The organism is Paracoccus sp. MKU1, from assembly GCF_001447385.1.
Lineage (GTDB): Bacteria > Pseudomonadota > Alphaproteobacteria > Rhodobacterales > Rhodobacteraceae > Paracoccus.
Genome location: NZ_LLWQ01000223.1, coordinates 1 through 19,612 on the forward strand (window position 1 = coordinate 1; position 19,612 = coordinate 19,612).

The window sequence follows — 19,612 nt, forward strand, 5'->3', positions numbered from 1 at the left end:
AAGATCCTCGATGTTTTCAKYTTCGAGCWGAAGACGGCATACGAGATTTCGATCAAGGGCGTGCTGGAGGCTTTAGCGCACAGAGAGGCTGCAACAAAGTCCTATGTGATCTACCACACAGCGGGACGGGACTTCAGGGATTCTCCAGAAGCGGTACGTATTGAGGAAATCGCGCTTCGTCATGGCGTTGGCGTCTATGCTGCCAAGGACATCAATGATTTTGATACCTGGGATGAAAGAGCGAGCGCCACTAGAGGACATCCAGACCCGGACAACTTGGAACGCTTCATCAAGATGACGCTTTCCGACTCGGCCAAATCCAAGTTGAGGCGGTGGTTCTAACCTGACTGTGGGTGAGGTCTACCTAGGGCGGTGCGGTCAAGGTGGTGGCCTGTCCCTAATCCCCGTCCCCCTCCGCCACTTCGCGGGCGGCGGGGCTGACCAGCACCCGGATCAGGTAAAGCACCACCATTGCCATGCCGGTGGCCATCAGCGCCAGCCGCAGATCGCCGGTGCCGCAGCACAGCCCGATGGCGCCGCACAGCCACATCGAGGCGCCGGTGGTGATGCCGCGCACATTGCCCTTGTTGATGACGATGGACCCCGCGGCCAGGAAGGCCACGCCCGCCGTCACCGCCTCGATCAGCCGCAAGGGGTCGGTGCGCTGCTGTTCTTCGTTCACCGGGCTGAAATCGACCAGTTCCATCGCCACCAACGTGAAGCAGGCCGCCGCCAGCGCGATCAGCATATGCGTGCGCAGCCCGGCGGCGCGGGACTTGACCTCGCGCTCCCAGCCGATCACCCCGCCCAGCAGAACCGCCATGGTCAGCCGCAAGGCGACCACGCCGACGGGCAGGCTCATGGGGCGCGAGAACTCGCCCGCCAGCATGTCCAGCATGTTGTCACTTTCGAGACGCTTTTTCCTCGATCCCCGAACGCCCTTCGCGGCGGTCGAGTTCATTTTCCACGTCGGAAAGCGTCACGTCGCGCGCGGCAAGCATGACCAGCAGGTGATAAAGCGTATCGGCAGCCTCTGAAATCAGCCGCTCGCGGTCGCCCTTGACCGCCTCGATGATCGCCTCGACGGCTTCCTCGCCGAATTTTTCGGCGCATTTCTCCGGGCCCTTCGCCAGCAGCTTGGCGGTCCAGCTGGTCTCGGGATCGGCGCCCTTGCGCGCCGCGATGGTCTCGGCCAGGCGCTGCATTCCGGTCTGCGCGGGGCCGCTCATGTCAGCCTCACGGGAATGCCGGCGGCGGCCAGATGTGCCTTGGCCTCGGCCACGGTGAAGGTGCCGAAATGAAAGATCGAGGCCGCCAGCACCGCCGAGGCATGGCCCTCCAGCACGCCCTCGGCCAGATGCTCCAGCATGCCGACCCCGCCCGAGGCGATGACCGGCACCGGCACCGCATCGGCCACGGCGCGGGTCAGCGGAATGTTGAAGCCCGACTTGGTGCCGTCGCGGTCCATGCTGGTCAGCAGGATCTCGCCCGCGCCCTTGGCGGCCACGGTGCGGGCAAATTCCACCGCGTCGATGCCGGTGGGCTTGCGGCCGCCATGGGTGAAGATCTCCCACTTGCCGGGCGCCACGGTCTTGGCATCGATGGCGCAGACGATGCACTGGCTGCCGAAACGGTCGGCGGCCTCGGCGATCACGTCCGGGTCGGCGACGGCGGCCGAGTTGAAGCTGACCTTGTCGGCCCCGGCCAGCAGCAGATTGCGCACATCCTTATGGCTGCGCACGCCGCCGCCCACGGTCAGCGGCACGAAGCAGGCCTCGGCGGTGCGCGTCACCAGGTCGTACATGGTGCCGCGATTCTCATGCGTGGCATGGATGTCGAGGAAACAGATCTCGTCCGCGCCGGCGGCGTCATAGGCGCGCGCCGCCTCGACCGGATCGCCGGCATCGACGAGATCGACGAAATTCACGCCCTTGACCACGCGGCCATCGGCGACATCCAGGCAGGGGATCACACGGGTCTTCAGCATGACGCCTTGTTACCTCGCCCCGCGCGTTCAGGCCAGCGCCTTCAGCGCCGCGTTCAGGTCGATGGCGCCGTCATAGAGCGCCCGGCCCGAGATCGCCCCGGCGATCACCCCGGTCGCACGCAGCGCCATCAGGTCCTGCATCGAGGAAACCCCGCCCGAGGCGATGACCGGAATGTTCACCGCCCGCGCCAGCGCCTCGGTCGCGGCGATGTTGGGGCCGGCCATGGCGCCGTCGCGGTCGATATCGGTATAGATGATCGCCGCCACGCCGGCATCCTCGAAGCGATGCGCCAGGTCGACGGCCATCACGTCGGTCTCCTCGGCCCAGCCGCGCGTCGCCACCCGGCCGCCGCGGGCGTCGATGCCGACGGCGATCTTGCCGGGAAAGGCCATCGCCGCCTCGTGGACCAGCGCCGGCTGCTCGACCGCCACCGTGCCCAGGATCACCCGCGCCAGCCCGCGCTCCAGCCAGGCCTCGATGGTCGCCATGTCGCGGATGCCGCCGCCCAATTGGGCCGGCACGTCGATGGCGGCCAGGATCGCCTCGACCGCGGCGGCGTTCACCGGCTTGCCGGCAAAGGCGCCGTTCAGGTCGACCAGATGCAGCCATTCCGCCCCGGCATCCTGAAAGGCGCGGGCCTGCGCGGCGGGGTCGGTGCCGAAGACGGTCGCCGCCTCCATGTCGCCGCGCAGCAGGCGCACGCAATTGCCGTCCTTGAGGTCGATCGCGGGATAAAGGATCATCGCATCTCTCCTGATACCGTGGCGTTCCTTTGCCACAGCCGGCGCCGATCCGAAAGGCCCCCGGTCTGCCGCCTGCGACCTCACGTCAGGCTTGATCGGCGGCGGCAGGCGCCCGCATCCTGGGTCCGGGACCACAACCCCAGGGGAGGGGAATCACCATGAGAACACTGGCTCTTGCCGCATTGCTCGCGCTTGCCGGCGCCGCCGCCCAGGCCGATGGCATCGGCGGCATCTTCCAGACCCAGGCCAATGACGACGGAAATGTCGGCATGGTGCAGTTCTACGACTGCGGCGGCAAGTATTGCGGCAGGCTGATCAAGAGCTTCGACAAGGCGGGCAAGGAGATCAAATCGCCCCATGCCGGCAAGAACATCGTCGCCGGCATGACCGACGATGGCGGCGGCAAGTTCTCGGGCGGCACGATCTGGGACCCGGGCGCCGACAAGACCTACAAGTCGAAGATGGAGCTCAGCGGCAAGACGCTGAACGTCTCAGGCTGCGTCGCGGTGTTCTGCAAGACGCAACGCTGGGTCAAGGTCAAATAGCGGCCCCGGCTTTCTCCGTTTTCCAAATACTCCGGGGGAACGTCCGAGGCGCCCCGTCGAGGGGCGCATCGGACGTGGGGGCAGAGCCCCCGCCCGCGCCTCTCACGGGCGCCAGCGCAGGAAATTGCCGATGATGCGCAGCCCCACCGCCTGCGACTTCTCGGGATGGAACTGGGTGCCGACGATATTGTCGCGCCCGACCACCGCCGTCACCGGCCCGCCGTAATCCGCCGTGGCCAGCAGATGCGCCGGATCGGCGACGCGGAACTGCCAGCTATGCACGAAATAGGCATGGTCGCCGGTCGCGATGCCGTCCAGCAGCGGATGCGGGCGCAGCACCCTCAGGTCGTTCCAGCCCATATGTGGCACCTTCAGCCCCGGCGCGCGGATGGCGTCGATCTCGCCGCCGATCCAGCCCAGCCCCTGGGTATCGCGATATTCATGCCCGACCTCGGCCAGCATCTGCATCCCGACGCAGATGCCCATGAAGGGCACGGCGCGGTCCAGCACCGCCTCGCGCAGCGCCTCGACCATGCCCGGCACGGCGTCGAGCGCCGCGCGGCAGGCCGGAAAGGCGCCGTCGCCGGGCAACACGATACGGTCGGCACGCGCCACCTCGGCGGGATCCGAGGTCACCACCACCTCGGCCCCGGCCTCGCGCCCCATCAGCGCAAAGGCCTTTTCGGCCGAGTGCAGGTTGCCGCTGTCGTAATCGACCAAAGCCACCCGCATCAGAGCGCGCCCTTGGTCGAGGGCAGCACGCCGGCCATGCGCGGGTCGGGCTCGACCGCCTCGCGCAGGGCGCGGGCCACCGCCTTGAAGGCCGCCTCGGCGATGTGATGGGCGTTCAGCCCGTGGAGGCGGTCCACATGCAGCGTGATCCCGCCATGGGTCGAAAGCGCCTGGAAGAATTCCCGCACCAGCTCGGTGTCGAAGCTGCCGATCTTCTGCGCGGGAAAATCCACGTTCCAGACCAGATAGGGCCGCGCCGAGAGATCCAGCGCGGCGCGGACCAGCGTATCGTCCATCGCCAGGTGGAAGGCGCCGTAGCGCCGGATGCCCCGCTTGTCGCCGAGCGCCCTTGCCAGCGCCTGGCCGATGGCGATGCCGGTATCCTCGACCGTGTGGTGGTCGTCGATATGCAGGTCGCCCTTGGCCCGCACCGTCAGGTCGATCAGCGAATGCCGCGCCAGCTGGTCCAGCATGTGGTCGAAGAAGCCGACGCCGGTCCGGTTGTCGTAGCGGCCGCTGCCGTCGAGGTCCAGCTCGACCTCGATCTGCGTCTCGGCCGTGTCGCGGGTGATCTTTGCGCGGCGCATCTGGCGTCTCTCCTCATGCAGGCTTGCCGCCTTATAGGGCTCGATCCGGCGGCTGAAAAGCCGATGCGGTGCCGCGGATAGGACGGGAAATCCTGCCCGTCCTTGTCATATGGCCGATGCAATGCGAAAAGTGACGGGCGAGCCCCAAAGGACAAGCGACCCGAAAGGATCCTGGCCGATGAGAGATGACCTGAACCGCAGCGAAAAGCGGCTGATCGCGGCCCTGGACCGCATCGACCAATTCCTGGACCGTGCGGCCTTGGAACGGCATGCCCCGCCGCCCGCATCCTCGGCCGAGGATGTCCAGGCGCGGCTGCATGAGGCCCAGGCCGAAAATCGGCGCCTTTCGCAGGAGCTTGCCGCCCTGCACGAGCGCCAGGCCACCACGTTTTCCGCCTGCGAGGCGCGGCTGGCCGAGGCGCATCGGCGCCTGGTCCAGGCCGGGCAGGAAGCCGCACGGCTCGCCGCCGCGAACGAGGTGCTGGCCGAGGCCAACCGCGCGCTGATCGAGGCCCAAGACGGTGGCGGGTCGCAGGACGAGATCCGTCGCGCGCTGGAGGCCGAGATCGAATCGCTGCGTGCCGAGCGCGCCGCCGAGGTCGCGCAGATCGGCGAGATCGTCGAGGCGCTGGACCGCATGATCGACAATCCGGCGCCCGCGCACGCCGCCGATCCGCCGCCCGAATCCGTTGCCGGGGAAACGCAGGCGGAGGGTCTGCCCGAGGCGGCGGAACTTGCCGGCGATGGCGCCACTCTGGACGGGGAAAGGGGCTGAGCGATGGCCGAAGTCGATTTCACGATCGGGCACAAATCCTATACGCTGGCCTGCCAGGAGGGCGAGGAGCGGTTGCTGAAGCGCGCCGCCGGCCTGCTGGATGCCGAGGCCCGGGTGATTCTGGAGCAGGCCGGCCGGATGCCCGAGCCGCGGCTGCTGCTGCTGTCCGGACTGATGCTGGCCGACCGTACCGCGGCACTGGAGGATCGCGTCGCCACGCTCGAGCGCGAGCTGGCACGGTTGAAATCCAATCCGCAGCGGGTCGAGGTGCCGGTGGTGCCGGAGAGCCTGGGCGAGGCCATGGCCGAGCTGGCGGCACGGGCCGAGGCCCTGGCCCAGAAGGCCGAGGACCAATTGGCGGGCTGAGCGCCTGGGTCGCTGTTCCTGGAGTATTTGCAAAACGGTGAAAGGGGCAGGAGCCAGGCCCCCGCCGGACGGTTGCCGGCAGGCGGATGGCCCCTGTCGCCAAGGCCGCGGTGTGGCCGGCCGGATGTGTCTGTGAGCGAAGCGCGCGGATCAGCCGCGTGTCACGAGCTATGGCACCGGCAGGTCGTTTCAAATGCGCGGCCATCGAAGTTTGGAACGGTTGCCCCAGTTGCCCTTAGCCGAGCACGCAAGGGCTCGTGCCACGGATACCCATGCCCGTCCAGGCTCTGGTCGGTGTGTTATTTTGCGGGTGCTGCCGGGCCTGCCACGGCGACTGCCATTCCCGGCTCGGGCCGCGGGCATTTTTCCCGGACCCTGTGATCTGTGCTGCTGTCGGCGGTGCATTCCCTATGGCCACGCTGTCCTGTTCCGATGCGATCCCGGATCCTGAAGCGAGTCGTTCGTCATCGAGCGGATCGGCACGGCGCTGAAGGCGCGCGTATTGGCTGACGCTCGGCATCGCCATGGGCGATGCGGGCGCGGGACTGGGCGTGCCGCCGCTGTTCTGCGGCGCTTGCCGTCGTGGCGGCTCGATCCGATGCGCGGCCTGCCTCTTTCGGGGGGCGCGGACGACATATATAGCGCGGACCGTCCATTATCAGGAGCATTCATGGAACGCCTTCTCGAACGCAGCCTTTTCGCCAGCCGCTGGATGATGGCGCCGATCTATGTCGGTCTGGCGCTGTCGCTGCTGATCCTGCTTTGGGTCTTTGTGCTGGAACTCTGGCACCTGATCGGCATCTTGCCGGTGATGACCGTGAACGATGCGGTGCTGGGCGTGCTGGCGCTGATCGACCTGAGCCTGGCCGCCAACCTGCTGCTGATCGTGATCTTCTCGGGCTACGAGAATTTCGTCAGCCGCATGGACCTGAGCGAGCACGAGGACCGGCCGGACTGGCAGGGCGAGGTGGATTTCTCGGGGTTGAAGCTGAAGCTGGTGGCCTCGATCGTGGCGATCTCGGGCATCCATCTGCTGAAAGTGTTCATGGATGTCAGCAAATACGCCCCCGATCAGATCCGCTGGATGGTGGTCATCCATCTGGTCTTCGTGATCTCGGGTGTGCTGCTGGCGGCGATGGACTGGATTTCGAACCATGGCAAGACGCTGAAGAAGGGCAAGGCGGCGCAGGGCTGAGCCGTCGCGCCGGTTGCGCGGCCGCCCGGGTATTTGGGCAACGAAGAAGGGCGGGGGCGGTGCGTCGGGGCGGCGCCCCTTTTGCTTTGGCGGATTTTTGGGCGGGCGGGCGGCGCGGACCCTTGCGACTTTGCCCGCCATGGCTATAACCCCGGACGATTTATCAGCCGCCAGCCCGAGGGACCGCCATGCCGAAGAGAACCGATATCAAATCCATCCTGATCATCGGTGCCGGTCCCATCGTCATCGGTCAGGCCTGCGAATTCGACTATTCCGGCGCCCAGGCCTGCAAGGCGCTGCGCGAGGAGGGCTACCGGGTCATCCTGGTGAACTCGAACCCCGCCACCATCATGACCGATCCCGAGATGGCGGATGCGACCTATATCGAGCCGATCACCCCCGAGGTAGTCGAGAAGATCATTGCCAAGGAGCGGCCGGACGCGCTGCTGCCGACCATGGGCGGGCAGACCGGGCTGAACACCGCCCTGGCGCTGGCGGATATGGGCGTGCTGAACCGCTATGGCGTCGAACTGATCGGCGCGCAGCGCGCCGCCATCGAGATGGCCGAGGACCGCAAGCTGTTCCGCGAGGCCATGGACCGCATCGGCCTGGAGAACCCGCGCGCCACCATCGTCGCCGCGCCCAAGCATCCGAACGGCCGCTACGACATCGCGGCCGGGGTTTCGATGGCCATGGAGGCGCTGGAGGAGATCGGCCTCCCCGCCATCATCCGCCCCGCCTTTACCCTGGGCGGCACCGGCGGCGGCGTCGCCTATAACCGCGACGATTACGAGCGCATCGTGCGCTCGGGGCTGGAGGCCTCGCCGGTGGCGCAGGTGCTGGTGGACGAAAGCCTGCTGGGCTGGAAGGAATACGAGTTCGAGGTGGTGCGCGACCGCGCCGACAACGCCATCATCGTCTGCTCCATCGAAAACGTCGATCCGATGGGCGTGCATACCGGCGACTCGATCACCGTGGCCCCGGCGCTGACCCTGACCGACCGGGAATATCAGCGCATGAGGAACGGCAGCATCGCCGTGCTGCGCGAGATCGGCGTCGAGACCGGCGGCTCGAACGTGCAATGGGCGGTCAATCCCAAGGACGGCCGCATGGTGGTGATCGAGATGAACCCGCGCGTGTCGCGGTCCTCGGCGCTCGCGTCCAAGGCCACCGGCTTCCCCATCGCCAAGATCGCGGCGAAGCTGGCCGTGGGCTATACGCTGGACGAGCTGGACAACGACATCACCAAGGTCACGCCGGCGAGCTTCGAGCCGTCCATCGACTATGTGGTGACCAAGATCCCGCGCTTTGCGTTTGAAAAATTCCCCGGCTCCAAGCCCGAGCTGACCACGGCGATGAAATCCGTGGGCGAGGTCATGGCCATCGGCCGCACCTTCCACGAATCGCTGCAAAAGGCGCTGGCCTCGATGGAGAACGGGCTGACCGGGCTGGACGAGATCGAGATCCCCGGCGCCCCCGACAAGGCCGCCATCGTCAAGGCGATCAGCCAGCAGACCCCCGACCGGCTGCGCCTGATCGCCCAGGCCATGCGCCACGGGCTGAGCGACGACGAGATCCAGCATGCCACCAGCTTCGACCCCTGGTTCCTGACCCGGTTGCGCGAGATCGTCGATGCCGAGTCCGGGGTGCGCGCCCAGGGCCTGCCCGCCGATCAGGAGGGTTTGCGCAGGCTGAAGATGATGGGCTTCACCGATGCGCGCCTCGCGAAGCTTGCCGGCACGTCCGAGGCCGAGGTGCGCCAGGCCCGCCGCGCCCATGACCTGCACCCGGTCTTCAAGCGCATCGACACCTGCGCCGCCGAGTTCGAGGCCCAGACCCCTTATATGTATTCGACCTATGAAGCCCCGGCGATGGGCGAGGTCGAGAACGAGGCCCGCCCCTCGGATCGCAAGAAGGTGGTGATCCTCGGCGGTGGCCCGAACCGCATCGGCCAGGGCATCGAGTTCGACTATTGCTGCTGCCATGCCTGTTTCGCGCTGACCAAGGCCGGCTACGAGACGATCATGGTCAACTGCAACCCCGAGACGGTCTCGACCGATTACGACACCTCGGACCGGCTGTATTTCGAGCCGCTGACTCTTGAACACGTGCTGGAAATCCTGCGCATCGAGCAGGAGAACGGCACGCTGCACGGCGTCATCGTCCAGTTCGGCGGCCAGACGCCCCTGAAACTGGCCAACGCGCTGGAGGAGGAGGGGATCCCGATCCTCGGCACCACCCCGGACGCCATCGACCTGGCCGAGGACCGCGAGCGCTTCCAGAAGCTCTTGAACGACCTGGGGCTGAAGCAGCCGATCAACGGCATCGCCCATTCCGACGCCGAGGCCATCGAGATCGCCGGCCGCATCGGTTTCCCGCTGGTCATCCGCCCGTCCTATGTCCTTGGCGGCCGCGCCATGGAGATCGTGCGGGACATGGACCAGCTGAACCGCTATATCCGCGAGGCGGTGCAGGTCTCGGGCGACAGCCCGGTGCTGCTTGACAGCTATCTCTCGGGCGCCATCGAGGTCGACGTGGACGCGCTGTCCGATGGCAAGACCGTGCATGTCGCGGGCATCATGGAGCATATCGAGGAGGCCGGCGTGCATTCCGGCGACTCGGCCTGCTCGCTGCCGCCGCATACGCTGGATGCCGAGACCATCGCGGAACTGAAGATCCAGACCGAGGCCATGGCCAAGGCGCTGAACGTCGTCGGGCTGATGAACGTGCAATTCGCGCTGAAGGACGGCGCGATCTACGTGCTGGAAGTCAACCCGCGCGCCTCGCGCACCGTGCCCTTCGTCGCCAAGGCCACCGACAGCGCCATTGCCTCGATCGCGGCGCGGTTGATGGCGGGCGAGCCGATGGCGAACTTCCCCGTCCGCCCGGCCTATCCCGAGGGCGTCGGCCCCGACGACCCGCTGCCCTTCGCCGATCCCCTGACGCTGGCCGATCCGAACACGCCCTGGTTCTCGGTCAAGGAGGCGGTGCTGCCCTTTGCCCGCTTCCCCGGCGTCGATACCTTGCTTGGCCCCGAGATGCGCTCGACCGGCGAGGTGATGGGCTGGGACCGCAGCTTCCCACGCGCCTTCCTCAAGGCGCAGATGGGGGCGGGAACGCATCTGCCGGAAAGCGGCCTGGTCTTCGTCTCGGTCCGCGATGCCGACAAGACCGCCGAGCTGGCCGAGGCGGCGCGCGAGCTGACCGCCATGGGCTTCAGGCTGGTCGCGACTCGCGGCACGGCCGAATTCCTGCGCGGCGCCGAAGTCGAGACCGAGCTGGTCAACAAGGTCTATGAAGGCCGGCCGAACATCGTCGACCGGCTGAAGAACGGCGAGATCGCCATGGTACTGAACACTACCGAGGGCGCCCAGGCCATCGCCGACTCGCGGGAGATCCGGGCGGTCGCGCTGAACGACAAGATCCCATATTACACCACAGCGGCAGGCAGCATCGCGGCGGTGGCGGCGATCAAGTCGCGCGGGGAAGGCGAGGTCGGGGTGAGGTCGCTTCAGGCCTAGCCGCCTCACTTCATCCTGCAAGGCCGTCCGGCGCGGGCTGCTTGCGTTTCGCCGGGATGCCCGACGGTTGTGCAGACCCGTCTGGCTGCGGAACCGGGGCGGTATGCGAGTGCGGCTTGCCGCGGGATATGCCTTGCGGACGTCCTTGCCGGCGATGACGCGCGCCTTCGCCGTGATGGGTGCCTGCCCGTCAAGGTGGCAGCCTTCCGCCTGGGGCCGGACATATCGGCATCCACTTCGGCCAGGCATTGGCCCGTTTCGGCCTTGCCTTGCGGCATGGCGGTGACGGCAGCAAAGCAAGCGATGACTCCTGCCGATTCCGTCACCGGCGATCATCTGGCCGCACTGGTCTGCCGCGAGGAGCAGATCTGGGAAGGCAAGGTTCTGGAGGAGTTGCCGGAGTTCCATCGGCATTTGGCCGATCAGGATCGACTTCCGCCTGTTGCGCGGCGAACCGGAAGACCCGCTACATCGAAAAACGCGTCGGGCATGAGGCTGCATCGCCACCATGCCGCCGAATCCGACAATCGATTCCGCAATGCTCGAATCGGAGCGCGGTGCGCAATCCGGCTATTTCCATATAAAGACGAGAGATTTTATCGTGTAAAATGGTGCTCGATGTGCTATGTTGTCAGGGCAGCGCAATCCCTGTGCAGCCCGTTTGGAGGACGTGAAATGACCAGCAAACCGAGCAATAGCGAAGTGAAACAGGCCATTTTCAAGGAGCGTCAGACGCTCAAGGCGGCAGCAGATGTTTTCGACGACCGCGACGCGGTCGAATCGAAGCCGCTGGTGAACGCTCCCATACCAACAAGGACCTGGGAACAGGGCTATGACGCTCTCGGCAGATGATGGACGATAGAGCGGCGGGGAAACCCGCCGTTTTCCATCTGCGGCATGGGAAACAGGCCGGCACCGGTCCCGCAAGCATCGCCCTGTCCGGGAAGCCCCGGTCAGGGCATTTCTTTTTGTGCGGCGCCCAGACCACCGGCTGCAAGCACGTTGCGGATGCCCATCCACCACATTGCCTGCCGCCCGTGCAGACCGGCCGGGAACGGAAAGCCATCCTCCGGGGCAGGGGGCGGGCGAGCGATTGCTTCTCTTTTGCGGCTGAAATTTGGAATCGGCGGGAGAGGAAAACTGCCTTAAATATCTATCAATGAAGTCGTGATAAGGAGAGGGACATGACCATCCCACGGGCCGAACCCGCCGCAAGCCTCACGCTGCGCCCGATGATTTGCGCGCCGTCCGATCCAGCCTCGCGCTGCGCTGGCTGAGCCGCCACCCCCAATCGATCGAAACAGTTTCGGCAAGACGCTCCGGCCGCCCTGACGGCATGGGGACCGGTTCTTGCATGCCTTCGGAAAGGATTTCCGCATGACGCGCCACGAAAGCTTCAACCTTGCCATCCCCGCCGGCCAGGCCCATCCCGTCACCCCACGCATCGGCGCCGAGATCCGCGGCGTCACGCTTTCTGCCGATCTGCCCGACGAGACGATCTCGGCCATCGAAGCCCTGCTTCTGCGCCACAAGGTGCTGTTCTTCCGCGGTCAGACCCATCTGGATGACGCCGGGCAAGAGGCTTTTGCCGGACGCCTGGGCACCCTGGCCCCGCATCCGACCCAGAGGATCGTGACCGGAACGGCATCGGTTCTGGAACTGGATTCCGCCCGGGGCGGCGGACGCGCGGATCGCTGGCATACCGATGTGACCTTTGTCGAGGCCTATCCCAAGGCATCGGTGCTTCGCGGGATCACCATTCCTGCGGTGGGCGGCGACACGATCTGGGCCAATACCGCCACCGCCTATTCCGATCTGCCTGCGCCGCTGCGGACCCTGGCCGAGGGGCTGCGCGCCGTGCATTCGAACGCCTATGACTATGCTGCGGAACGACCCCGCGCCTCGGAGGCCGACAAGCGGCACCACGCCGAGGTCTTCGCCTCGGAGGTCTATGAGACCGAGCATCCGGTCGTCCGCATCCACCCCGATACCGGCGAAAAGGTACTGCTGCTGGGCAGTTTCGTGCAGCGTATCGCCGGGCTCTCGCGCGAGGAATCGCAGAAGGTCCTGGAGATCTTCCATGCCCATGTCACCGCGCCGGAAAATACCGTGCGCTGGCGCTGGCAGGCCGGCGACGTGGTGATCTGGGACAACCGCGCCACGCAGCATGTCGCGGTGAACGACTATGGCGATGCGCATCGCGTTGTTCGCCGGGTGACGCTCCAGGGCGACATCCCCGTCGGCCCGGATGGCCGCAGCAGCACTGCCCTGGTCAAACCCCGCGCCTGAACCGCAGCAAGGAGATATGACGACATGACCCGCAAAATCCGACTTGGTGCCTTTCTTCCCGGCGGCGGCCAGCATATCGCCGCCTGGCGCCACCCTGACAGCCCCGCCGACGGGGCGACCAGCTTCGCGTTTCACCTCGCGCTTGCACAAGAAGCCGAGCGCGGCCTGTTCGACGCCTATTTCCTGGCCGATGGCCTCGCCATCGCCTTCGGCGGCGGCATCGAGGGCGGCAATGCCAAGGTCGCGGGCTTCGAGCCAGTGACGCTGTTTTCGGCACTGGCACCGTTCACCCGGAACCTCGGCTTCATAGCCACCGCCTCGACCACCTATGAGGAGCCCTATAACCTGGCCCGCAAATTCGCCTCGCTCGACCTGATCTCGGGCGGGCGCGCGGGCTGGAACGTGGTGACCACCGCCACGGAAAGCGCGGCGCAGAACTTCAACCTCGACCAGCAATATCCCCATGCCTGGCGCTATCGCCGCGCGGCCGAACATGTCGAGGTGGTCAAGAAGCTGTGGGACAGTTTCGAGGACGATGCCTTCATCCGCGACAAGGAAACGGGCGTGTTCTTCGACACGGCAAAGGTGCATTTCACCGATCACGAGGGCGAGCATTTCAAGATCAGGGGGCCGCTGAATGTCTCGCGCTCGCCGCAGGGCCATCCGGTCATCGTGCAGGCCGGCCAGTCCGAGGACGGCCGCGGCCTTGCCGCCGCCACCGCCGAGGTGATCTTCACCGCCCATCAGCGCCTTGATACCGCGCGGGAATTCTATCGCGACATCAAGGCCCGCGCGCGGGGCCTGGGCCGCAACCCCGATCATGTCCTCATCATGCCCGGCGTCTCGCCCTTCGTCGGCCGCACCGAGGCCGAGGCGCGCGAGAAATACGAACGTCTCACCGGCCTGATCCTGGAGGAGGACGGCATCGCGCTGATCAAGGGGCTGACCGGCGGCACGCTGGACCTGTCCGGCGCCGATCTCGACGGCCCGCTGCCGCCGCTGGACCCGACCGAGGGGATGAAGTCGCGCCAGGCGCTGATCCGCCAGATCGCGGACGAGAACGGCTTCACCATCCGCCAGCTCTACCAGTGGATCGCTTCGGCGCGGGGCCATTTCACCGTCGTCGGCAGCGCCGAGCAAATCGCCGACACCTTGCAAGAATGGTTCGAGAACGAGGGCGCCGACGGCTTCAACATCCTGCCGCCCTGGTTGCCCACCGGGCTGAGCGATTTCGTCGATCTGGTGATCCCGGAATTGCAGCGCCGCGGCCTGTTCCGCACCGCATACGAAGGCCACACGCTGCGCGAGAACCTTGGCCTGCCCTTCCCAGAGAACCGCTGGGCCGTGGCGCGCCGTTCCACCCAGGCAGCGGAGTAAGACCATGACCTATCAGCACCTGGATTCATCCCCGGTCCCGCTTCCCGGTAATCCCCCCGCAGGCACGGCGCTGTCGCGCAGGGGGGGCGCCATCGCCCGCGAAAGCCTGTCGCGCTATGGCCTGCTGGTCGGCTTCCTGATCCTGTGGCAGGTGGCCAGCACCATGGGCTGGGTCAGCCCCGCAGTATTGCCGCCGCTCGACACCATCGCGGCGGCGCTGTGGAACGGCATCGCCTCGGGCGCGCTGGTGGACGACATCGCCATCAGCCTGCAACGCTCGGGCACCGCCTTTGCCGCTGCCGTTGTGCTGGGCATTCCGCTGGGGTTGTTCATGGGGCAGATCCCGGCGGTGGAGCGGGCGCTGGACCCGATCCTGCAACTGTTCCGCCAGACCTCGGCGCTGGCGCTTTATCCGGTGTTCATCCTGCTCCTGGGCCTGGGCGAGGCGTCGAAGGTCTTCGTGATCTTCTGGGCCACGCTGTTCCCGATCCTTCTGGCCACCATCGGCGGCGTGAAGGAGGTGGACCGCAAGCTGATCGAGATGGCGCAGACCTATGGAGCGACGCGGCTGGCGGTGTTTCGCCGGGTGATCCTGCCGGCCTCGGTGCCGTCGATCTTTGTCGGGCTGCGGCTTTCGGCCACCACGGCGCTGCTGCTGCTGATCGCGGCCGAGATGATCGGCGCGAACAAGGGGCTCGGCTTTCAGGTGATGAATGCCCAGTACAACTTCCAGGTCCCGCTGATGTTCGCGGCCATCCTGCTGCTGGCGGCGCTCGGCCTTGCCGCGAACTTCGTCCTCGTCACCCTGCAAAACCGTCTGTGCCGCTGGGCCGCGCCGGCCCGCTGACCCCCCTTCAGAACAAAGAGATCCGTCATGACCCTTACCCTTCGCAGCTTCGTACTGACCACCGCCCTTGGCCTTTCCTTCGGCACTACCGCCCAGGCCGAGGTGACGATCCGCTACCTTGCCAGCCATGGCGGCCTTGCGCCGCATGAACTGGCCGACGAGCTTGGCTATTACGACACGGTCGGGATCAAGCTGGAGAACCTCGGCTATGCCTCGGGCGGGCCCGAGACGCTGATCGGCCTTGCCGGCGGCAGCCTCGACCTCGGCAGCGCCGCGACCTCGGCGGTGCTGAACTCGATCATCGGCGGCAACGATTTCGTCGCCGCCTATCCGACCCAGGGCATCAATGACGACGTGCAGTCGATCTTCTATGTGCTGGAGGACAGCCCGATCCGGTCGATCGAGGACATCGCCGGCAAGACCATCGCGGTGAACACCCTCGGCGCCCATCTGGACTACACCATCCGCGAGGCGCTGCATCAGAAGGGCCTGCCGCAGGATGCCGCCAACCTGATCGTGGTGCCTGGGCCGCAGCTGGAACAGGTGCTGCGCTCGGGGCAGGTGGATGTCTCGGCCTTCGGCTACTGGCAGACCACCTTCGAGGGGGCGGCGCGCCAGACCGGCGGCATCCGGGCGATCTTCGACGATACCGACGTGCTGGGCGAGATCGCGGGCGGCTTTGCGGTCCTGCGCCGGGACTGGGTCGAGGCCCATCCCCAGGAGGCGCGCGCCTTCGTCGAAGGCGCGGCGCGGGCGCTCGACTGGGCGCGCGAGAACCCCGATGAGGCCAAGAAGGTCCTGGCCAAGGCCCTGGCCGAGCGCGGCGAAAACCCCGAGGTCGCGCAGTATTTCGCCGGCTACGGCGTGCGCGAGGGCGGGTTGCCGGTCGAGCGCGACATCCAGTTCTGGATCGACGTGCTGGAGCGCGAAGGCAAGGTCGAAAAGGGCAAGCTCAAGGCCGCCGACATCCTGCTGGTCAGCGGTCAATCCGTGGCGGTGAAATGATGGGCGTACAAGATTCCCTGCTGCGCGGAGAGGTCCGGGTGCGCGGTCTTTCCAAATCCTATTCGTTGAACCGCAGTTCGCTGTCGGTGCTGCGCGATCTGGATCTGGAGGTGAGCGGCGGCGAGATCCTGGCCATCGTCGGTCCGTCTGGGTGCGGCAAGACCACGCTTTTGCGGGTCTTGGCGGGGCTCGAGCCCGCCGATCGCGGCGATGTGCTGATCGACGGCCATCCGGTCGCCGGGGTAGGGCGCGAGCGTGCGGTGATCTTTCAGGAACCGCGGCTCCTGCCCTGGCTGACGGTGCTGGAGAACGTCGCCTTCGGGCTGGAGGTCCGCGGCGTTCCTGCCGGCCAGGCCCGCGAGCGGGCACGGCATTATATCCGCCTCGTCGGACTGACCGAGTTCGAGGCGGCCTGGCCGCGCCAGCTTTCCGGCGGCATGGCGCAGCGCGTCGGCATCGCCCGCGCGCTGACCGTGCAGCCCGAGATCCTGCTGCTGGACGAGCCTTTCGGCGCGCTGGACGCGATGACCAAGCTGACGATGCAGGAGGAACTGGCCCGCATCTGGCGCGAGGAGGGCGTGACGATGATCCTTGTCACCCATGACCTCGAGGAGGCGATCTACCTCGCCGACCGGGTGTTGGTGCTGTCGAAGGACAGCGGCAAACCGGCCCGGCTGATCGATGTCGATCTTTCGCGTCCGCGCGACCGAAGCGAGCAGGGCTTCGTTGCCATGCGCCGTCGCCTGATGGCGGAATTCGGCCTGCATTGAGAACGATCCGCCCGCCCTGGGCTTGGCACCGCCCCGTCTGCGCCGCCAAGCCCAGGGCGGAGCCATCTATCGACCGGCATCGCCGGCCTGTCTGTCAAGATTCGTCGGGGAAGGGGGCACGCCCGGCAGGTTTCATATGATGACACCCGCCGGGTGCGGATCGCGACGGCGACCGTGTCCTTGGTGAACGGCATCGCTCTGTTCCGTTCGAGCAGCGCCCTGTTCAAGGCACGCTTTGCGCTCGATCGGCGAAATATCGCGCCTGGCATATGTCGCGGATGATGATTGCGGCGAAACACGATAAGGTTGCATCGACTGTAATCGATTCACGCAAGGTCTTTGCCTTATGTCATTTGCATCAGCGAACGAGCGTTATTTCGTGAGCCTGGTCAATCAGGCCCGCCGGGCCGAAGGGCTGTCCAACCTGGCCATCGAAAAGCGGCTGAACGATTCCGCGGAACGCCACAGCCGCTGGATGCTGGAGGCGGATGTGTTTTCGCATACGGGGCAGGGCGGCTCGACCTCGCGTCAGCGGATCGAGGCGGCGGGCTTTGATCTGGCGGGAAGCTGGATGACGGCGGAAAACATCGCCTATGTCAGCATTCAGGGCGAAAGCGACCTGAGTGACGAGATCCGCCAGTTGCATCAGAACCTGATGAACAGCCCCGGCCATTACCGGAATATCATGAGCGATGCCGCCTATATCGGCATCGGGCTCGAGGTCGGCTATCTCAAGGTGAACGGCCGCGACTACAAGGTGTTGATGGCGACGCAGAACTTCGCCGATACGGACGGGCAGGTGCGCGTCGATACCGGCTCCTTCAACAGGGTGGCGGCCCCCGGCGCGGACCTGTCCATGCAGACCCGTGCCGACTGGCTGGACAGCTTCAACGGAGAGATTTTCGTTACCCCCGGTCCGGCACAGAGCACGCCGCGCAACGACGACTATCGTTTGACGGCCAGGAACGACATTGTCTCGGCCGGGGATGGCAACGACTGGATAGATGGCAAGGCCGGCCATGATACGCTGAATGGAAACGCCGGCCACGACCGCCTGATCGGCGGCGACGGCTTCGATTCCCTGCATGGCGGCGTCGGCGATGATACGCTGCAAGGCGGCAATGGCAACGACACGCTGGCCGGTGCAGAGGGGCGCGACCAGCTTCGCGGCGGTTCCGGAAACGATACGCTCTGGGGCGGCGCGGGCCACGACACCTTGCTGGGCGGTGATGGCACCGACATGCTGGACGGCGGCGCCGGTAACGACTGGCTGAGAGGCGAATTGGGCAACGACCGCCTGATCGGCGGCGACGGCAGCGATACGCTGCATGGCGGCTATGGCAACGATGTGCTGAACGGCGGGGCCGGCGCTGACGTGTTCATCTTTCAGGACGGTCATGGGGCGGATACGATCAACGGCTATCAGCGCGGCATCGACCGGCTGCTGATCGATGATGTGCTTCTGGACGCCAATCCCTCGGCTTTTATGCGCGATCACATGCGCAAGACCGCGGATGGCGTGGTCATCGACTTTGGAGACGGCGACCGGATCGTCGTGAACGGGCAGAATCTGACTGTTGCCGGGGTGGCGGACGATATCTTTTCCATCTGAGCCTTGGCGTTCCTGCCGGGCGAGAGCCTGGCAGGTCGCCGAACGGCCCGGTTTCGCGATGGAACGGCCCCTGCACCTTATCCTTGGGATAGCAAGGGCGGTCGCACCGGCAAGGCGAGCAAGTTTCCCTGCGTCGATCTCGGCCCCAGTCAGGCTGCACGCGATATGCGCATTTTCATCACTTCCGCGATATTGTTGCGTCAAATGCGTAAAAGATCTTGATCCCCATTGCCGGTGAGTCAAACTGTCAATGACGGCAACTCGTCCTGAGCAGGTTATCGTGAGGGGCAGGCAGCATGAATGAGTATCTTTCTGCGGCGCGTGATCTCGTGGTGGATGGCATGCGTGAAAGTGAGATAGCGCTTTCCCATGAGTTGGAGTATCATCTGGCAGTTACCGTGGCGCATTATATGCGCAAGAACATTTCTGCGGACCGGCTGACCATAAGGCTGGTCGAGGTCGGAAGACGGGGTGGCCCGCGCGATGAAGCCAGGCAGATCGGCGATGAATGCCTGATCGGCTGCGCCTTTTTTGCCAGGCGTCTGACCCGGCTTGGCGGAACGACCGTTCATTATGCGGCGCTTGGTCAGGTGGCTTATGAAGCCGCCGGATTGGAGGAGGCCGCCGGGGGCTTTCCCGATATGCTCGATGTCCTTCAGGCAAGCGGCGCCGCGATCAATGACAGTTCCAAACCCGATCTTCCGATCATCATCGGCCGAAAGGGGAAAGGCTCCTCGCCGCAATTCCTGGATATTTCAGAGGCGCGTCTGATTCAGCGCCGCAGAGAGATTTGATTGCCGCCTTTTCAGAAAGGGCTCGAAGAATTCTCCTGGTTCTGGGTTTTTCGTGGCTGTGGGAAATGGTATCGCTTTGGGCGGCGCTGATATGGCGCTGTTGGCATGGTTCGTCGTCCTTTAAGCCCGATGCCGTGATATGTGCTCATGCCGCTTTATCGTCGCCTCTACATGTGCTGTTGTCACGAAGCTAGTGTCCAGGCTCATTGAGTTTCACAGCCAGAACAAGACGGTTGCGGCTAGCATGATCGCAGAGAAGAAGGTTTCCGGGCACCGGTCGTATCGGGTCGCGACGTATGAGGAGGATCAGAAAACAGTCCGGGGGACTGTTTTCCCGACGATTGGCCAATCCTTCAGGCGGCCGAACATGATCTCGATGCGGTTGCGCCGTTTGTAGCGCCTCTTGTCGTATTTCACCGCCTTCTTGCGAGACTTCCGGCCCGGGATGCAGACCTTTATCCCCTTG

20 protein-coding genes and 1 pseudogene are annotated in these 19,612 nt (G+C 65.7%); 14 read left to right on the forward strand and 7 right to left on the reverse strand.

Going from position 1 to position 19,612, the window contains the following annotated elements; all coding sequences use genetic code 11:
* On the forward strand, positions 1 to 342 hold a 342-nt coding region (locus AQY21_RS29125), incomplete at its 5' end, for a hypothetical protein (RefSeq protein ID WP_161906125.1).
* Positions 343 to 397: 55 nt separating this feature from the next.
* Here AQY21_RS29125 and AQY21_RS26420 read toward each other — a convergent pair.
* From AQY21_RS26420 to hisA, 4 genes are read right to left on the reverse strand one after another with little or no spacing between them, the layout of a single operon-like run.
* Complete coding sequence (locus AQY21_RS26420; RefSeq protein WP_058100561.1) at positions 398 to 898, reverse strand: MgtC/SapB family protein; 501 nt, start codon at positions 896 to 898, stop codon at positions 398 to 400.
* A gap of 4 nt (positions 899 to 902) precedes the next feature.
* Positions 903 to 1,229, reverse strand: a complete 327-nt coding sequence (locus AQY21_RS26425) for a phosphoribosyl-ATP diphosphatase (RefSeq protein ID WP_028716346.1) — start codon at positions 1,227 to 1,229, stop codon at positions 903 to 905.
* The gene (gene hisF, locus AQY21_RS26430; protein ID WP_058100562.1) at positions 1,226 to 1,987 is read right to left on the reverse strand and encodes an imidazole glycerol phosphate synthase subunit HisF; all 762 of its coding nucleotides are present in this window, start codon (positions 1,985 to 1,987) and stop codon (positions 1,226 to 1,228) included. Before hisF ends, AQY21_RS26425 begins: the two co-directional genes overlap by 4 nt.
* Before the next feature lie 27 nt (positions 1,988 to 2,014).
* Entirely contained in the window at positions 2,015 to 2,731 is a 717-nt protein-coding gene (gene hisA / locus AQY21_RS26435) for a 1-(5-phosphoribosyl)-5-[(5-phosphoribosylamino)methylideneamino]imidazole-4-carboxamide isomerase (protein WP_058100563.1), read from the reverse strand.
* A gap of 158 nt (positions 2,732 to 2,889) precedes the next feature.
* Between hisA and AQY21_RS26440 the strand changes: the two genes are divergently transcribed.
* Entirely contained in the window at positions 2,890 to 3,276 is a 387-nt protein-coding gene (locus tag AQY21_RS26440; protein ID WP_058100564.1) for a DUF2147 domain-containing protein, read from the forward strand.
* A 102-nt stretch (positions 3,277 to 3,378) separates the two neighbouring features.
* Here the strand turns inward: AQY21_RS26440 and hisH are convergent, their stop codons facing one another.
* Both hisH and hisB read right to left on the reverse strand, forming a co-directional pair.
* On the reverse strand, positions 3,379 to 4,008 hold the full coding sequence (hisH, locus tag AQY21_RS26445; protein ID WP_058100565.1) for an imidazole glycerol phosphate synthase subunit HisH: 630 nt from the start codon (positions 4,006 to 4,008) through the stop codon (positions 3,379 to 3,381).
* Entirely contained in the window at positions 4,008 to 4,595 is a 588-nt protein-coding gene (gene hisB / locus AQY21_RS26450) for an imidazoleglycerol-phosphate dehydratase HisB (RefSeq protein WP_058100566.1), read from the reverse strand. The genes hisH and hisB overlap by 1 nt, the downstream gene beginning before the upstream one ends.
* Before the next feature lie 178 nt (positions 4,596 to 4,773).
* Between hisB and AQY21_RS26455 the strand changes: the two genes are divergently transcribed.
* The 12 genes from AQY21_RS26455 to AQY21_RS26505 all read left to right on the forward strand — a co-directional run bounded on the left by AQY21_RS26455 (position 4,774) and on the right by AQY21_RS26505 (position 19,146).
* Positions 4,774 to 5,370, forward strand: coding sequence for a hypothetical protein (locus tag AQY21_RS26455; protein ID WP_058100567.1), 597 nt, complete (start codon positions 4,774 to 4,776; stop codon positions 5,368 to 5,370).
* A gap of 3 nt (positions 5,371 to 5,373) precedes the next feature.
* Positions 5,374 to 5,736: a cell division protein ZapA gene (locus tag AQY21_RS26460; RefSeq protein ID WP_058100568.1), complete on the forward strand. Its 363-nt coding sequence runs from the start codon at positions 5,374 to 5,376 to the stop codon at positions 5,734 to 5,736.
* A gap of 670 nt (positions 5,737 to 6,406) precedes the next feature.
* On the forward strand, positions 6,407 to 6,931 hold the full coding sequence (locus tag AQY21_RS26465; RefSeq protein ID WP_058100569.1) for a TIGR00645 family protein: 525 nt from the start codon (positions 6,407 to 6,409) through the stop codon (positions 6,929 to 6,931).
* A gap of 188 nt (positions 6,932 to 7,119) precedes the next feature.
* A complete protein-coding gene (carB, locus tag AQY21_RS26470) occupies positions 7,120 to 10,452 on the forward strand; it encodes a carbamoyl-phosphate synthase large subunit (protein WP_058100570.1) in 3,333 nt (1,110 codons plus the stop codon).
* A gap of 276 nt (positions 10,453 to 10,728) precedes the next feature.
* The gene (locus AQY21_RS29130; protein ID WP_161906127.1) at positions 10,729 to 11,304 is read left to right on the forward strand and encodes a hypothetical protein; all 576 of its coding nucleotides are present in this window, start codon (positions 10,729 to 10,731) and stop codon (positions 11,302 to 11,304) included.
* Positions 11,305 to 11,829: 525 nt separating this feature from the next.
* A complete protein-coding gene (locus AQY21_RS26475) occupies positions 11,830 to 12,741 on the forward strand; it encodes a TauD/TfdA family dioxygenase (RefSeq protein ID WP_058100571.1) in 912 nt (303 codons plus the stop codon).
* Between the two features lie 24 nt (positions 12,742 to 12,765).
* On the forward strand, positions 12,766 to 14,118 hold the full coding sequence (locus tag AQY21_RS26480) for an LLM class flavin-dependent oxidoreductase (protein ID WP_058100572.1): 1,353 nt from the start codon (positions 12,766 to 12,768) through the stop codon (positions 14,116 to 14,118).
* A 4-nt stretch (positions 14,119 to 14,122) separates the two neighbouring features.
* Complete coding sequence (locus tag AQY21_RS26485) at positions 14,123 to 14,965, forward strand: ABC transporter permease (RefSeq protein WP_058100573.1); 843 nt, start codon at positions 14,123 to 14,125, stop codon at positions 14,963 to 14,965.
* 27 nt (positions 14,966 to 14,992) lie between these two features.
* Entirely contained in the window at positions 14,993 to 15,970 is a 978-nt protein-coding gene (locus tag AQY21_RS26490) for an ABC transporter substrate-binding protein (RefSeq protein ID WP_058100574.1), read from the forward strand.
* Positions 15,971 to 16,008: 38 nt separating this feature from the next.
* Positions 16,009 to 16,740 carry an ABC transporter ATP-binding protein gene (locus AQY21_RS26495; protein WP_238986914.1) on the forward strand — a complete coding sequence of 244 codons (732 nt, stop codon included), beginning with the start codon at positions 16,009 to 16,011 and terminating at the stop codon, positions 16,738 to 16,740.
* A 379-nt stretch (positions 16,741 to 17,119) separates the two neighbouring features.
* Positions 17,120 to 18,352 carry a CAP domain-containing protein gene (locus AQY21_RS26500; protein WP_238986915.1) on the forward strand — a complete coding sequence of 411 codons (1,233 nt, stop codon included), beginning with the start codon at positions 17,120 to 17,122 and terminating at the stop codon, positions 18,350 to 18,352.
* 296 nt (positions 18,353 to 18,648) lie between these two features.
* Positions 18,649 to 19,146: a hypothetical protein gene (locus AQY21_RS26505; RefSeq protein ID WP_082658272.1), complete on the forward strand. Its 498-nt coding sequence runs from the start codon at positions 18,649 to 18,651 to the stop codon at positions 19,144 to 19,146.
* A 213-nt stretch (positions 19,147 to 19,359) separates the two neighbouring features.
* On the opposite strand, the pseudogene AQY21_RS28190 reads toward AQY21_RS26505, so the two are convergent.
* A pseudogene (locus AQY21_RS28190) lies at positions 19,360 to 19,612 on the reverse strand (hypothetical protein); the annotation flags it as partial.